Source organism: Acinetobacter modestus, from assembly GCF_014636095.1.
GTDB classification, from domain to species: domain Bacteria; phylum Pseudomonadota; class Gammaproteobacteria; order Pseudomonadales; family Moraxellaceae; genus Acinetobacter; species Acinetobacter modestus.
The window spans coordinates 522,843-535,730 of sequence record NZ_BMDV01000002.1 but is presented as its reverse complement, the minus strand read 5'-3'; the positions used below and the strand labels follow the sequence as shown (position 1 = coordinate 535,730).

The 12,888-nt window shown below is 35.6% G+C and carries 17 protein-coding genes, 1 tRNA gene and 4 pseudogenes; 4 read left to right on the top strand and 18 right to left on the bottom strand.

Annotated elements, in window-relative coordinates:
- Positions 1 to 151: 151 nt before the first annotated feature.
- The 3 genes and pseudogenes from IEV17_RS06680 to IEV17_RS06670 form a co-directional block, all read right to left on the bottom strand.
- A complete protein-coding gene (locus IEV17_RS06680) occupies positions 152 to 361 on the bottom strand; it encodes a cold-shock protein (RefSeq protein WP_004661641.1) in 210 nt (69 codons plus the stop codon).
- 104 nt (positions 362 to 465) lie between these two features.
- A pseudogene (locus tag IEV17_RS06675) lies at positions 466 to 700 on the bottom strand (transposase).
- Positions 701 to 883: 183 nt separating this feature from the next.
- A tRNA-Met gene (locus IEV17_RS06670) sits at positions 884 to 959 on the bottom strand.
- A 327-nt stretch (positions 960 to 1,286) separates the two neighbouring features.
- Between IEV17_RS06670 and IEV17_RS06665 the strand changes: the two genes are divergently transcribed.
- A complete protein-coding gene (locus IEV17_RS06665) occupies positions 1,287 to 2,216 on the top strand; it encodes an LpxL/LpxP family acyltransferase (RefSeq protein ID WP_004661637.1) in 930 nt (309 codons plus the stop codon).
- An 87-nt stretch (positions 2,217 to 2,303) separates the two neighbouring features.
- A complete protein-coding gene (locus IEV17_RS06660) occupies positions 2,304 to 2,711 on the top strand; it encodes a hypothetical protein (RefSeq protein WP_004661636.1) in 408 nt (135 codons plus the stop codon).
- 309 nt (positions 2,712 to 3,020) lie between these two features.
- Here IEV17_RS06660 and IEV17_RS06655 read toward each other — a convergent pair whose 3' ends face one another.
- The 15 genes and pseudogenes from IEV17_RS06655 to IEV17_RS06585 form a co-directional block, all read right to left on the bottom strand.
- Positions 3,021 to 3,605, bottom strand: a complete 585-nt coding sequence (locus IEV17_RS06655) for a lysozyme (RefSeq protein WP_004661634.1) — start codon at positions 3,603 to 3,605, stop codon at positions 3,021 to 3,023.
- Entirely contained in the window at positions 3,602 to 3,802 is a 201-nt protein-coding gene (locus IEV17_RS06650; protein WP_004661632.1) for a hypothetical protein, read from the bottom strand. Before IEV17_RS06650 ends, IEV17_RS06655 begins: the two co-directional genes overlap by 4 nt.
- A 112-nt stretch (positions 3,803 to 3,914) precedes the next feature.
- Complete coding sequence (locus IEV17_RS06645) at positions 3,915 to 4,640, bottom strand: DUF3761 domain-containing protein (RefSeq protein ID WP_051063520.1); 726 nt, start codon at positions 4,638 to 4,640, stop codon at positions 3,915 to 3,917.
- A 161-nt stretch (positions 4,641 to 4,801) separates the two neighbouring features.
- The gene (locus IEV17_RS06640) at positions 4,802 to 5,137 is read right to left on the bottom strand and encodes a hypothetical protein (RefSeq protein WP_034601714.1); all 336 of its coding nucleotides are present in this window, start codon (positions 5,135 to 5,137) and stop codon (positions 4,802 to 4,804) included.
- Between the two features lie 70 nt (positions 5,138 to 5,207).
- Entirely contained in the window at positions 5,208 to 5,540 is a 333-nt protein-coding gene (locus IEV17_RS06635) for a hypothetical protein (RefSeq protein ID WP_034601269.1), read from the bottom strand.
- Positions 5,541 to 5,707: 167 nt separating this feature from the next.
- Positions 5,708 to 6,082: a hypothetical protein gene (locus IEV17_RS06630; RefSeq protein WP_004661620.1), complete on the bottom strand. Its 375-nt coding sequence runs from the start codon at positions 6,080 to 6,082 to the stop codon at positions 5,708 to 5,710.
- A gap of 57 nt (positions 6,083 to 6,139) precedes the next feature.
- Positions 6,140 to 6,370 (bottom strand): hypothetical protein, encoded by a 231-nt coding sequence (locus tag IEV17_RS06625; protein ID WP_004661619.1) that lies wholly within the window; start codon positions 6,368 to 6,370, stop codon positions 6,140 to 6,142.
- A pseudogene (locus tag IEV17_RS06620) lies at positions 6,363 to 6,917 on the bottom strand (hypothetical protein); the annotation flags it as partial. The pseudogene IEV17_RS06620 and the gene IEV17_RS06625, both read right to left, overlap by 8 nt.
- Positions 6,905 to 7,627 (bottom strand): annotated as a pseudogene (locus tag IEV17_RS06615) (phage terminase large subunit); the annotation flags it as partial. The pseudogenes IEV17_RS06615 and IEV17_RS06620, both read right to left, overlap by 13 nt.
- Positions 7,617 to 8,081: a DUF2280 domain-containing protein gene (locus tag IEV17_RS06610; protein ID WP_004661615.1), complete on the bottom strand. Its 465-nt coding sequence runs from the start codon at positions 8,079 to 8,081 to the stop codon at positions 7,617 to 7,619. The gene IEV17_RS06610 and the pseudogene IEV17_RS06615, both read right to left, overlap by 11 nt.
- A gap of 58 nt (positions 8,082 to 8,139) precedes the next feature.
- On the bottom strand, positions 8,140 to 8,781 hold the full coding sequence (locus IEV17_RS06605; protein ID WP_004661614.1) for a putative metallopeptidase: 642 nt from the start codon (positions 8,779 to 8,781) through the stop codon (positions 8,140 to 8,142).
- On the bottom strand, positions 8,750 to 9,184 hold the full coding sequence (locus IEV17_RS06600) for a hypothetical protein (protein ID WP_004661613.1): 435 nt from the start codon (positions 9,182 to 9,184) through the stop codon (positions 8,750 to 8,752). Before IEV17_RS06600 ends, IEV17_RS06605 begins: the two co-directional genes overlap by 32 nt.
- A 319-nt stretch (positions 9,185 to 9,503) precedes the next feature.
- Complete coding sequence (locus tag IEV17_RS06595; RefSeq protein WP_004661612.1) at positions 9,504 to 10,091, bottom strand: hypothetical protein; 588 nt, start codon at positions 10,089 to 10,091, stop codon at positions 9,504 to 9,506.
- 332 nt (positions 10,092 to 10,423) lie between these two features.
- Positions 10,424 to 10,627 carry a hypothetical protein gene (locus IEV17_RS06590; protein WP_227554455.1) on the bottom strand — a complete coding sequence of 68 codons (204 nt, stop codon included), beginning with the start codon at positions 10,625 to 10,627 and terminating at the stop codon, positions 10,424 to 10,426.
- Between the two features lie 169 nt (positions 10,628 to 10,796).
- The gene (locus tag IEV17_RS06585; protein WP_081399784.1) at positions 10,797 to 11,000 is read right to left on the bottom strand and encodes an acyl-CoA thioesterase; all 204 of its coding nucleotides are present in this window, start codon (positions 10,998 to 11,000) and stop codon (positions 10,797 to 10,799) included.
- A gap of 545 nt (positions 11,001 to 11,545) precedes the next feature.
- Between IEV17_RS06585 and IEV17_RS17150 the strand changes: the two are divergent.
- Together IEV17_RS17150 and IEV17_RS06580 are read left to right on the top strand one after the other, a co-directional pair.
- Positions 11,546 to 11,986, top strand: a pseudogene (locus IEV17_RS17150) (hypothetical protein); the annotation flags it as partial.
- Positions 11,940 to 12,863: a hypothetical protein gene (locus IEV17_RS06580; RefSeq protein ID WP_227554454.1), complete on the top strand. Its 924-nt coding sequence runs from the start codon at positions 11,940 to 11,942 to the stop codon at positions 12,861 to 12,863. The pseudogene IEV17_RS17150 and the gene IEV17_RS06580, both read left to right, overlap by 47 nt.
- Positions 12,864 to 12,888: the final 25 nt, after the last annotated feature.

Genomic DNA, 12,888 nt, shown 5'->3' with positions numbered 1-12,888 from the left:
GTTATATAAGGAATCTGGCTGGTCATTGGCTTTGAAGAATAATTATGTAGTTGTGAGTACGATTTGAAGCTAATGAAAAGAATGAATTTGATAGAATGAGTCTATCAACAAAAAAAAGCTCACATAATGTGAGCTTTCCTGTTTTTCAATATTATATAGCTTGGATATAAGTAGCTTGAAGCCCTTTCTTTCCTTGACCAGAAACAAAAGAAACTCGTTGACCTTCATTAAGAACTTTAAATCCACTGCTTTGAATATCACTAAAATGAGCGAATAGATCTTCACCTGAATCAGCTTGAATAAAACCAAAACCTTTAGATTCATTGAACCACTTAACTGTACCAGTAGTTGTATTTGACATATTTAAAACCTTTAATAATTTATTGAAAGATAAAACCTAAGTTTTACTGTGATTTTATCTAATTAATCTTTTATAAAAAAAGAGACTACAAATGTGTTAATTATTTATGTTAATCGATAAAGCTGATTAACTTCAGTATAGAAGCTATTACCATCTAAATTAAAATCAATCTCTTGACCAGAATCTAAAAGTATCTTTTTTTCCGACTTCTACCCATTTAAATCCTTTCAAAGTATTTTTCTGGCGTTTAAGAGGGATAATTTGTACACAAATTTCTTTGCCGTTGCTGGCTTTGACTATATGCCATTCATTAATAATTTTTAGCACCAAGTTACTCATTTAAGAGCTCAAATGATTGATTTGATTTACTATAAGCTAGACAGATAAGAGAAAATAACTGGAATTCTAGAATTTAATAATTTATAGCTTTATTTAGGATTATCTAAGCTAAATTAATTGCTATTTGTTCTTTCCAGAATAGCAACTTTAAATATATCACTGAGCAAAATTAATATTGTCGGTTGGTAGCGGGAGCTGGATTTGAACCAACGACCTTCGGGTTATGAGCCCGACGAGCTACCAGACTGCTCCATCCCGGACCGACGAGTTAGCTTTATAGGCTCTTTAATATAAATAAGCAAGCTTAATATTGATTAAATCTTAAATACGGTCGATTTGGAGTTATTTTTATCCAATTTGAGAGCATTCAAATATATTTACTCAATTTTATAAATAACATCTTCATAGTGCTTAGCGTTTTCTAATGCTATTAAATGAGGCCAATCAAGATTCTGGTTCAACATAAAGTTGCATAAGTCATGAAACTACACAGCCGAGGAAATGTTCATTAAACACTAGTAGCAAGCATGTTGTTTAACTTACTTCCATTATGCTAGGCTGAACAAATTTCCTTAAAAAAGCCCCTATGACATATAAACAGCAATTGAAGACAGGAGAGTTTCACTGGTCATTTTTATTACCCAAATATTGGGGGATCTGGATATTTTTAATTCTTTTAATGATGTTTGCAATTCTTCCTTGGGCCATTCAATGGCGGCTTGCAAAAATCCTCTCAAAACTGGCTTGGAAAGCCCTCAAGTCTAGACGCAAAACAACTATCAGAAATCTAGAGCTATGTTTTCCCAATAAAAGTGAACAACAAATACTAGCTGACGCGAAACAAGTTTTTTTTAATATGATGTTGGGGTTATTTGAAGCATTAAATGCCTGGTACAGTCCTCACTGGTTCCAAAATAGGATGCACATTCAAGGTTTAGAGCATCTTAAAAATGCTAAAGAAAATGGTGTTCTACTACTAGGGACACATACAACTTTACTAGATGCCGGTGGTTTTGTATGTGGTCGTTTTTTTGATTTAGATGTTGTCTATCGTCCTCAAAACAATCCTCTCTTAGATATGCTTATTAGTCGATGCAGAGCTACAATTTATCAAAATCAGATTTCTAAAGATGATATGAAAGGTCTAATAGCGAATTTAAAGCATGGGCATGCTATCTGGTATAGCCCCGACCAAGACTTCGGACTTAAACAAGGTGTAATGGCTCCTTTCTTTGGTATACAGGCTGCTACAGTAACAGCACATAGACGATTAATTAAAATTACTAAAGCAGCAGCAATTCCATTGTTTTTTTATCGTGAGGGAGACATTCGTAATCCTCAATACCATATAAAACTAGAACCCGCTTTGACAAACTTTCCAAGCACTGATGAGGTGAAAGATGCAACACGAGTCAATTTGACAATAGAAAATCAGATAAAAATGCACCTTACACAATATATGTGGTTTCATCGTAGATTTAAAACCCGCCCTAAGGGAGAAAAAAGTCTTTATTGACTATTAATAATTAAAATGAACTTCTATTAATTTTTTTATTATTTATAATAATTTAGTATTATCAGTTGTTATAAAAGTGATGAATAAATGATTAAAAAACTTTTAAGTAAAATTGTGCTCTCCAGCCTACTTATAACCCCAGTAACAACTTTTGCATATGACGCAGCCAGTGAGGGGCATAGAATTTCTCAGCGTTTTGTAGACCAACAGCGTCTACAGAATCAGAGAGAAAGAGAAATTCAGGCTCAGCGCGAACGTGAGCGCCAACAACGTGCAATAGAAACACAACGTAAATTTCAACCATCAAGACAGCAATATAACGCCAAACCAGTTTCTGAGGCTGAAATTAGAAAAGATTTAAATGAATTAGCTGACTTTATAAATTCAAACGAGACAAGAGAATCAGTTGAATATATGAAGAATATGAAGCCAGATCCTGCCGTGCCTCCAAGAATAATGTATGAATATGCGGAAGGTGATTTTTACTCTGATTAGCGACATTGATCTATAATCAAAACAAAAGCGCTCACTATCAATGATGATAATGAGCGGTTTTATTTCAATGTAAAGAGTAAAAATGATGTCAGCATTTTTGATAATTATTGGATTCATCTTAACTTTCTTGGGAATGATATTTGGTCCACATATATTTCACAAACATATAAGAAACACCCAAGAAGTTAAAGCGATGGGCTTTTTATGTATGCTTCCTGGAATGTTTGCTGTGATGCTTGGCTTTTATTTGAAATAAGAAAATGTAGTATTTATTCATTGTTGAATTGAGCACTTCAAAAAGGGCTTTTTCTATTTCTTTAAAAATAATGCTCTCTCAGTCTCACGACGACGAACCAAACCTTTCATCACCTTTCCCCCACCTCTGTTCCACTTTAGGAACTCATCTGCTGCAGCTTTGAAATCTAAAGCATTCAGATACTTCACTAAGGTCGAAGTCTTAAAAGCATTCGTCCCGATGTTATAAGCCAAAGAAACCAAAGCATCGAATTGATTTTGTGAGAGTGGAACAGTCACAGCCCCATTTACAGCAGTTTGAAAGCGCCTCAAATCATGTTGAAAAAAGGACTTTGCTTGTTCTAAGGTACAACTTTCACCCCTCTTTACAGCAACACCATTTGGATAAGTCGTTGTCCCATAACCAATCGTCCAGACGCCTACACCATCATCATAAGCTTCCAATTTTAGATCTTCAAAACTGGTGATAAGTTGAATACCGACTGAACTTACACTCATGTCAGAATCAATTGCTATTCCAAGCATATCGTCAACATCATAGGCTGTAGCAACATTTATTAATTTATCTGTGGCATCGACTTGTTTTTGAGTCAGTTTTCCACCACTGATTTTACGTAAATAATCAATGATCGCTTTCATAAGTCATCACCTACTTTTTTACTAATCATTCGATCTATCCAAAGTGTGCCTTTGAAGCCCACAATACCACCCACAAAAATTGAAAGCTGTATAGGTAATGATCTTACGATCGCTACAATAGCGGATAGAATTACAGCGACTACTGTCAGATTATATGCATCTAACCAATCTATTACATATTTAAAATAATTTTGCATTCACTTTCCTCTAGACATAAAAAACCGCCCTAGGGCGGCATTAGATAAATCAGCGTTTGGATAATTTTTTCAAGCTATGAAATACATTACCTCATAGTTGAAAATGGCTATTTTAGAAATTGTATCGGATACCAGCTTTGTAAGTTAACCCATCAAAGTCTCCAATTGTGTAGTCATAGCTTGTATCTACACCACCATGCCATGAGCAAGTTCCAGAACCTGAGCTATTACTTGTAGTTCCATCATTGCAACGAGTTCGATTATCTTTAATTTCCCAGTTCCACTTATAACCAACGCCGCCAAATACAGAAAGGTTTGGTGCGAAGCTATAACCAGCCTCCAACCCAATTGGCAATGTTAAGTAAGCTGTATCGTCAAATCCATCAGCAGATCCAACACCTACCCCCATACCAGTAGTTGCTAATGTATAAAAACCATTTGAATTGATAATATTATAATGACCACCAAACGTAGCTTCATAATAATCTGCTGAATATTCAGTATTCTTTAGGTATTCAAATTCTACCCACCAACCACTTGAATATGGGGTTGTAGAAAATCCAATCGTTCCACCTTTTAGATCTACATCAATATCATTACTAAACTTCCCATTTTGTTGAGTGTAATGAGCATATAAAGATGAAGTGGTATTATTTGTTCGCTTGTTCGACCATTCAGAATATGATTTTTTTTCAGCTAATGGTATAGCCCTCTCGTTTGCAGATTGTCCACTTTCTAAAGCAGGCATTGAATATCCAGATTGAACATTTAAAGGTTTATCTGCATAAACGAATGTCGAGAATAAAACCCCAGATAAAACTATTGCTAATTTCTTCATATTTAAAACCATTTGTTATTTTGTTTACGCAATTTAACAAATGATTTAAAAAAAGTCATTAAAAACTCGAACATGGTTTAAACTCACCACTGTATAAAATACTTTAATCCACCTTTCACATATGAATCATAGGATTAGTATATTCAGGTCGGTTGAATTCTTTAGTCACAAGTGATATTGAGTTTTTTGCTGTAAGTTTCAGTGGTTTTACGCAAATCATCTAATAGCTGATCTTTTGGTTTAGCATCTATAATCTTTAACTTTGTCAGTCTTAATATAGATGGTAAATATTCATACTTATAAATTTTGGGATACATCAAACATAGAACGTTTTCCTGATCATTTTTATCCGCATTAGGATCATCAAGAATACTTAAAAACGTTCTAATTTTCTTGTTCGCTTCTTTCAGCTGATTTGTTGCTACTAATTCTCCAAATTTAGATTGCTGACACCCTACAATCATTGTTGCTAGGCAAATTAATAATATTTTTTTCATGTGTTTAACTTTTAACTTATTGGTAATAAAATGAATTTTGTTAAGGATATTTATAGCACGGATTAATTTTTTATTCAGAAATATATCTATGCATCTCTTCTTCCTCATATGAATTCGGATATTCCGATTTAGAATATTCTTTCATCCTCATTTCATGTTCAAGTCTTTCGGACTCAAGTCTAGCTTTTTGATTCTCTTTCATACGCTGTTGCGCTTTCTTTGCTTTCTCAGCTTCTTGTCGTTCCAATCTTCGTTGATACTCCAATTCCATTTGAGCCATTTTTTTCATGTGCTGTTGAAATTGTTGCTCACTTTCTTGTTCTCTTTTCAATCTGTCATGATTAGATTTCCATACAACAGCAGTCATCAAGAGAAGAATCAAAATAAAATAGATTTTATTCATTACTTAATACCATTCCAAAGATAACAACAAAAGGCCCCTGTAAAATCATTTGAGTTCTCTGATTTATTATTTGGTGCATTATATCTATTGAATGATATAGGTTTTTAAAATCAGATGGATGGAAAATTAAAAGCCACCCGAAGGCAGCATGGTTAAAATTGAATTATTTATTTAAAAATTGAGCTAAACGTCTCTTTTACTTCGACTATGATTTCAGCAGGTGACTTACCTTTCATAAGCTGTACAGCTTGATACAGGATACCGATACATAGCATTCCGAAAACTGCGAACATCAACATGACAAAACCTTGTGCCATATGCGAGTAATGCGCTGCTAATTCATAGTATTCAATGAAAGCTGAACCTCCATATAAACTAATAGCTACACTAAAAACGAATTTCATAATCACACTAACATTGATTTTAATTCGCCCCTCTTTGTCGATGTTCCCGGATAAAGTGAGTGCAAATATCGCCCCAACCACTGCAGCTAAAATTTTAATGAACCAAGGCAAAGCTTTAATTGAAAGTTGTTCATGCATTTCTGTTTCTCCAGATAATAAAAAACCGCCTAAACGGCGGATTCTTTTGTTTTAAAGTTACACTTCGATTTGATATACAACACCAGTGGGCGCACTTCGTTTTATTTCATTGCCACTGATATACACTCGGTCTCCCACACTAAAAACTGTTGAACTGGTACACAGTACAAGCCCTGTCCCATCAACGACTAAAACCTTGTAATTGGGATGATCAGCATTTTGCACAGTGGCTATAAATTCAGGCGTTTTCGGCAATAAATCTAAAAGTCTCGATAATACATTACTCACAATTCACCCTCTCTATAGATGTGGTTTGAGTGACTTTTTCATAACTAAATGATCCACTTACACCATCTGTAATACCCCACCAGTCACCATTAAAGACTGTTAATTCTACCGGTAAACACTGCCCAATTTCCTGAGTGATTGGCATCAATAAGCTATGTGTTTGAACCATGCCAGCTTTGGCCAGAACTTCTCGCCCTTTTTCATACATCGCACTAACAGACGTAAAAAGTGGGTCGTTGATCGGTTCAAGCTTTACATCGCCAGCCGTTCCAACCCGTTTCACTTGCCCAGTATTCCCATTGCGGTCATTGGTAAGGAAAACCCCGTTATAGTCGGGGTACATTATGTAATCCGTAGAGATATCCGTTACGACTGATTCAGGAATAATACGATCGTAATCATCAATCGCGATTGAATCCCACCATGTCTTTTTATAACGCGGCTTAATCGTCAATGTATTGCTGTTCGGCTCACTGTAAATAAAACCACCTGCTGCATCCGCTATCAATTTAATTGCGGCAATTGGTGTCAGGTTTGAATAGCTGATAAACAGATATGTTCCCATTCCTCACCATTGCCGCCGTCTAATAGCCAACCTGCCAGATCTTCTTCATGTAATCTTTGCATGATGACAATAATTGGGGTTTCTGGGGAGTTGGTGCGTGATTCAAGTGTATTTTGAAACTATTCAATAACACCCTCACGTATGGTTTTAGACTTGGCTTCACTGGCTTTGTGTGGGTCATCAATAATAATTGCACCACCGAAACTTTCACGAATCTTACCTACACCGAAACCTGTAATCGTTCCGCCAGTACCTTGGGCATAACAAACACCACCTGCTTTGGTTCGCCAGTCATCCTTAGCCTTGCTGTCATCACGTAACTCAAAATCAGGAAAAACTGATTTAAAAGATTGTTCTTGAACTAAGTTACGAGTCTGAAATGCATTATTGGCAGCCAATGTTGCTGAGTAGCTGATATGAATAAATTCACTATCTGGCACTTTCCCAAAACACCAAGCCATAAAATTAATCACAGCAAGTTCTGTTTTTGAGTATCTAGGCGGGATATTAATTATCAGGCGTTTAATTTCGCCGTTAAATACTTTCATTAATGCATCACAAACTACCCTGTGATGCCAGTTATGCCGCCATTTATACTTACGGCGTTCTTTGAACATATATCGTGAGAAGAAATAGAGATCTTGTTGTGCTTCGATCTGTATTGCTAACTTATGATCATCCTCAATACTCATCTAACGCCTTTTCCCTTGCCTTAAGATAATCTTCAACCGTTGTCTGTGATTGAACAGTTTCTACAGGACCGCCGTTTGCACCCGTTATCTCTTTACGGTTGGTAAATAAGCCACCGCTATCTTTTGCTGCCTGCTCCATAATCTTTAACGCTGTGACTGTATTTTTAGTCTTGTTCAGCAATTTATCGTATTGCTTCATACGGTAATGCTTATTAGCGATCGGTATATCGATCAAACCCTCGTCAAATTTCTTTCTAGTTTCCTCAAAAAGATCTCTGAATTTCTTACTTAGGTTTCGACCTGCTGCTTTAGTTGGATCGTATGATGCACACTGCATTCGATCCGTTATAATCCCAAACTCTTGTTTTACCAACTCAGCAACTTCTTGAGGTGTATCGCGGCATGCAAGAGCTTGAACTATAAATATTTTTACAGGCTCTTTTAAGGCTGCCATAAACACCTCTTTGTATGACTACGTATAACAAGATAGCCAAAAAAAAGAGCCGATTGGCTCAACTAATAACACATGTTCCACAACACTTTGTGATAGCTAAATCTGATACAAACGGCGCTTGCTTCGCTACTTCGACAAGTCGCTTAACGTTCTCGCTTGCGCCATGTCGTTTGACCACGCCTATAAATTCCTCAACATCGTGACCAGCTAAGAAATGCTTAGGTAGTCCAGTATTATCGCTATAGATGATCTCGCCCTCACTGTCACGCTCAACACCGATGTGATAAAGCTCATGCTCGATCAAAGCGCAAAACTCACGATCAGATGTTTGTTCGCAAAAGCTTGCATCGATAGTGATTAGATAAATGGGCACAAATCCAAACCAATCTCGCATTTGTTGCTCTTGTCTTGCCTTACGCCATCCACCAACGTTAAACATGACTTTTTCACACTGACCTAGCACCATTTTCTTTTTGAAATTATAAGCCTGTGATGCCCAAGCAAACGCCAAAAACTCTTCATTGTCGTGTAACAGCTCAGCGATGTAGTCATGATCTGGGTTGTATAGCTCAGCATCAACTGTGAGATAGTTAGCAACTACCCATTCCTTTAAATCTGGTGCAGGTGCCAAGCGCAAAGCTTCTTCTTCATCGGCTTGGTCAATCAGGTCAGTTGGTGGAAATGGTCGGATCTGGTTCATGTTCAATTCTCTCTAAAAGACCTTTAATCCAATCGATTGCATAACCAAATAAAATAGAATCAGGATGTAACCGTTCAATCTTAAAGCCTAGATCCTCAACCTGATCATATCGATCTAAACTCCAAGCCTTATTTGATAATTTTCCACTACGCCCACCAGACCAAGGACCGCCCTCAATCTCAATAAGTAAACGCAATTTCACGATATGGAAATCAAAACGCCAATGTTTAGTGTGAATCGGTTGGAATTTACTTTCAAAGCCGATTGCTAGATCCTGTAATTCTTCTTTTAATGTTTCAAAAGCTTCTGAATAGTTTTGTTTGGCTTTCGGCAACGGCGTATTTCTTGGCTTGGTTTTATGTTCGCGCTTCTTAGTGAGTTCGAAATATTTTGAAGTGTCCATACTCACCCTCAATAGTTCTTGCTGGCTAAATTGAATATCGTTTAAAATTGTATTGCAGGAGCAAGGACTTCCCGATGGTTGTATTATTACTTCACAGGGTTCCTGCCGTTGGGTCAGTAATTTATTACTCCTGTTACCAGAACCAGTAACCAGCCTGTGGGTAGCCGAAAGAACGAAGGACGCCATCCCAAAGACCTACCTCAAAGTGGGTCTTTACTTTTTAGAACTCAATAAAAAACCACCCGAAGGCGGTACGTAGGAAAGTGAAACTATTTCACCGATAAAAAAATCGCGAAAACATTTAATTCTATAATGAATTTTAGGAATTATTTTCCTTTAAGAATCTCTCAAAAACATAATTAAAATTAGAAACATCAAATTGTGCTGTTTTGACACCGTTATTCATTAAAGGTATATCAACTTTTAATTGTTTGCTTTTCTTAACGAGCTCAACAATTGTATCTCTATCTTTGGCATTTCTAATTTTAAATGAATGTCCGTCAAAATCATCTAATACAAACATTTTAACTTTTATAGGCTTTTCTTCATCGAATTTAAATGTGACTTCACAATCAGTTTCAGGACATTCAGCAAGTCCTCTTGTCACAGATAACAGAACACTATTATCATTAGGCGCTTGAGTATAAAGAAATACTAGATTAGAAGTACTAGAAAATGGTTCATTTTTAGTATTTAAATAATTACTTAGCGTTGCCATATTAAATGTAATCTTTCCGCTTCGTTCTTCAATATCTTTAGAAGCAAACCAGTTACTACCTTGTGCTGGTACATATTCAACCTCTTGATTATGTAATGCTCTTTTTTTTACTAATTTGTAGTCAACACAACCAGAAATAATGCTTATAAAAGTTAAAATAAGTAATGATTTTAGAAAGACTTTTTCCATTCAACTTAAATCCAATGATCTATTTTATGAGTAATATTAACATTACAATATTAAAATTCTAATACAATCAAAATTTTATAAGTGCATTCATTAGATATGAGAGTCTTTAAAAACCTTCTCATTCAACCTTAGTAACACATCTAAAACGATTAACTACCCTTCGAAATAAAACTTTCTTTATAGAGCTTATATCTTTTCGAACATAAACATTTTTGTGAATAGTAAATAATTCATATTCACCTCAAGTTCATAAGTTAATTTTTTCAAATACTTATAAATAAAAACCACCACTAGGGTAGCTTTTATCTATTCAGATGCAAATTTCTAATAGACTAATCTTTGTCCATATTAGACATTAAAGTTTCATAAAAATGATGCCTATCCTTAGACTTAGCTTCTTTCACAATTGATCGAATCTTCTCATCAGACCAATTTTTATTATTTCTAACATAATTGACAAATGTGGATAAAGTAACAAATGGGTGATCATTTTCTCTTAAGTATGGTTTTATCAAAGATTTACTTGCCTTAGCCATAACGATCATCAAATAATTTTTAAATGGAGTTTAAAAACATACACTTACATCTAAAAAAGAGAATGTAGATATTAAGTATTACTAAAGAAAGACTCGCTAATATTAAGTATATCAACAAGGCTTCATGCACTGTAATCTGTTTCGCAAAAATTAGATATTAAAGCGATTATTAAGTGTTTAAAAATTTACGCATTTGTCTCTGTCTTCTACTGAGTCCAAGTATCTCTTTTCGACTTTGAATCGTATCCTCATCAAAGGAAAGGTGTTTCTTTAACTCTTCAATTGGCAATTCGCTATTTTCAATCAAAAAGCAGTCTTGTTCAGTTGTCCAGTTTGAAGGTAAATATTCAGGTGTCTTACGTGATCTTTTCATGTTGGTATTAGATATCAACTTAATTGAATTATTGAATTGAGGAGCCCTGATATTGCCTACATGTCACATTTTCATGGCATTAGAAACGCTCACATTGCTGTGAGCGTTTTGCTTCATCTCGTCTTTCCGAGTGTCAGTCGTTAGCCTAGTTAGGCGTTGGAGAAACCCACCTAACCTAATAAAAAAATACTTAACTTGAGCTCTTAAATCAATCACTTTATTTCGTATTTTTTTGATAATTATCACATTTATTTCACGATTAATCTGATTTTTAAGAAACTAAAAAGTTTTGATATCCAGCATTCTTAAAGATGAATTAATAAAAAAGCTCGCTTTAAACAAGCTCATCAGGCAAATGAGAAACAACTACAAACGGAATCTGATTCACGCTTAGAGAGTGAATACAACCTTGCCCTGCAAGATATTCAGAAAGCGCCAAACATCAAAGCATTAAATAGACCTGCTGAATATTTCAGAGGGACTAAATTCGAACAAAATATTTTAAATGCCTGCCAAGCAAAGTCAGACATGGAAGGATGGTCAGCATGAACAATATCTTAAACGCACAAGAAGCTTTTGCAGCAATCCAACTAGGTAAAAATGTTCTTTGTAGATATGCAGGTAATGGAACTTTACCCGGTGATAAGGAGTTCATGACGCTTGACCAAGTGCCAGCTACGGTTTTTTATCAACCTCACTATGAGTTTTGCATAAAGATTGAAACAATTGAATTGGCTGGTATTACTTTCACTAAGCCACTTAGCATTGATGAATATCAAGATGGCCAAGAAGTTTTTGTAATATGTACATACTCTCCTTCTATCTATGTCATGAACTTCAAAACCAATGCACTTATTGAATCAATTAATGCTGGCTTTGTTCAACGTGATGATGAAAATGCCAAGCTTCAATTAAAGGCTATTTCTAAAGCACTTGGTCATGAGCTTAACAGTGAATTATCTATTGTTCGTCTTGGCAAAGAACCAAATTGAACACAACAAGGATTTAATCATTGATGCTATTACTACTTGTGTAACGGCTGAAGAAGTAAATACAACGTGCTTTGGTTTAGAGAAGAACGGATTTAATCAAGATCAACTTGATGCGATTAATAAAGCAAAAAATGAAAAGCTGGATCAGTTAGCACTTGAAAAAGCTACTGCTGAAAATGCTGCAGATGAATTGCTTAATCAATGCCAAGTCGATTCACCAGATCCAGAGCTTTCAGTTTTATGTGATGCATTTGTTGATGAGATAAATGCTGCTGTTTCATCAGAAGAATTGAAGGCTATTCGCACCCGCATCAATTCGAACGGCGATTTAACAGAAGTAGAAAGCGCCAAACTGGCAACACGTATCAATTTAAAAAGTGCTTTATTTGAAAAAGATCAATCTAATGTTTCATTTGACAATATAGCTGCTGCAGCTGTGGCACAAGCTCAAAAGGTTGATGTAGAGACACAGCAAAAAAATGAAAGTGGCCATTACTCTGATCAAGTGAAAAAAGAGACTGCAGCATGGAATGAGCAACTCCAAAAACTACTCAAAGATTTAGAAACCACTAATAACGCTGATGAAGCAAATTCTCTTGTAAGTCAAACAATGAAATGGACAGAAGAACAGCGCGAACCATTGCTACGTGCGATTAGTAGACGCTTACAACATTTCCAAAATCCACAAGCTAAAGAGAATCCATCAATTTCAGTTCAGATCCAAAACGCAACTGATCTAACGACACTGGATTCATTGGAAATTGATGTATCGACTTTAGATCCGATCATTCAACCAGACATGATGCGCTTAATTTCCACTCGCCGCTTGCAACTTGAAAGTGCTGCGAATGATGGGGGCCATACATCATGAAATTCAAATACTCAACTATTACCCG

Coding starts and splice junctions, on each gene's coding strand:
- IEV17_RS06680 (WP_004661641.1), bottom strand. CDS start 361: ATGTCAAATACAACTACTGGTACAGTTAAGTGGTTCAATGAATCTAAA.
- IEV17_RS06600 (WP_004661613.1), bottom strand. CDS start 9,184: ATGGACACTTCAAAATATTTCGAACTCACTAAGAAGCGCGAACATAAA.
- IEV17_RS06655 (WP_004661634.1), bottom strand. CDS start 3,605: ATGAAAGCGATCATTGATTATTTACGTAAAATCAGTGGTGGAAAACTG.
- IEV17_RS06630 (WP_004661620.1), bottom strand. CDS start 6,082: ATGCATGAACAACTTTCAATTAAAGCTTTGCCTTGGTTCATTAAAATT.
- IEV17_RS06605 (WP_004661614.1), bottom strand. CDS start 8,781: ATGAACCAGATCCGACCATTTCCACCAACTGACCTGATTGACCAAGCC.
- IEV17_RS06645 (WP_051063520.1), bottom strand. CDS start 4,640: ATGAAGAAATTAGCAATAGTTTTATCTGGGGTTTTATTCTCGACATTC.
- IEV17_RS06650 (WP_004661632.1), bottom strand. CDS start 3,802: ATGCAAAATTATTTTAAATATGTAATAGATTGGTTAGATGCATATAAT.
- IEV17_RS06580 (WP_227554454.1), top strand. CDS start 11,940: ATGAGCTTAACAGTGAATTATCTATTGTTCGTCTTGGCAAAGAACCAA.
- IEV17_RS06595 (WP_004661612.1), bottom strand. CDS start 10,091: ATGGAAAAAGTCTTTCTAAAATCATTACTTATTTTAACTTTTATAAGC.
- IEV17_RS06590 (WP_227554455.1), bottom strand. CDS start 10,627: ATGGCTAAGGCAAGTAAATCTTTGATAAAACCATACTTAAGAGAAAAT.
- IEV17_RS06610 (WP_004661615.1), bottom strand. CDS start 8,081: ATGGCAGCCTTAAAAGAGCCTGTAAAAATATTTATAGTTCAAGCTCTT.
- IEV17_RS06635 (WP_034601269.1), bottom strand. CDS start 5,540: ATGAATAAAATCTATTTTATTTTGATTCTTCTCTTGATGACTGCTGTT.
- IEV17_RS06585 (WP_081399784.1), bottom strand. CDS start 11,000: ATGAAAAGATCACGTAAGACACCTGAATATTTACCTTCAAACTGGACA.
- IEV17_RS06665 (WP_004661637.1), top strand. CDS start 1,287: ATGACATATAAACAGCAATTGAAGACAGGAGAGTTTCACTGGTCATTT.
- IEV17_RS06660 (WP_004661636.1), top strand. CDS start 2,304: ATGATTAAAAAACTTTTAAGTAAAATTGTGCTCTCCAGCCTACTTATA.
- IEV17_RS06640 (WP_034601714.1), bottom strand. CDS start 5,137: ATGAAAAAAATATTATTAATTTGCCTAGCAACAATGATTGTAGGGTGT.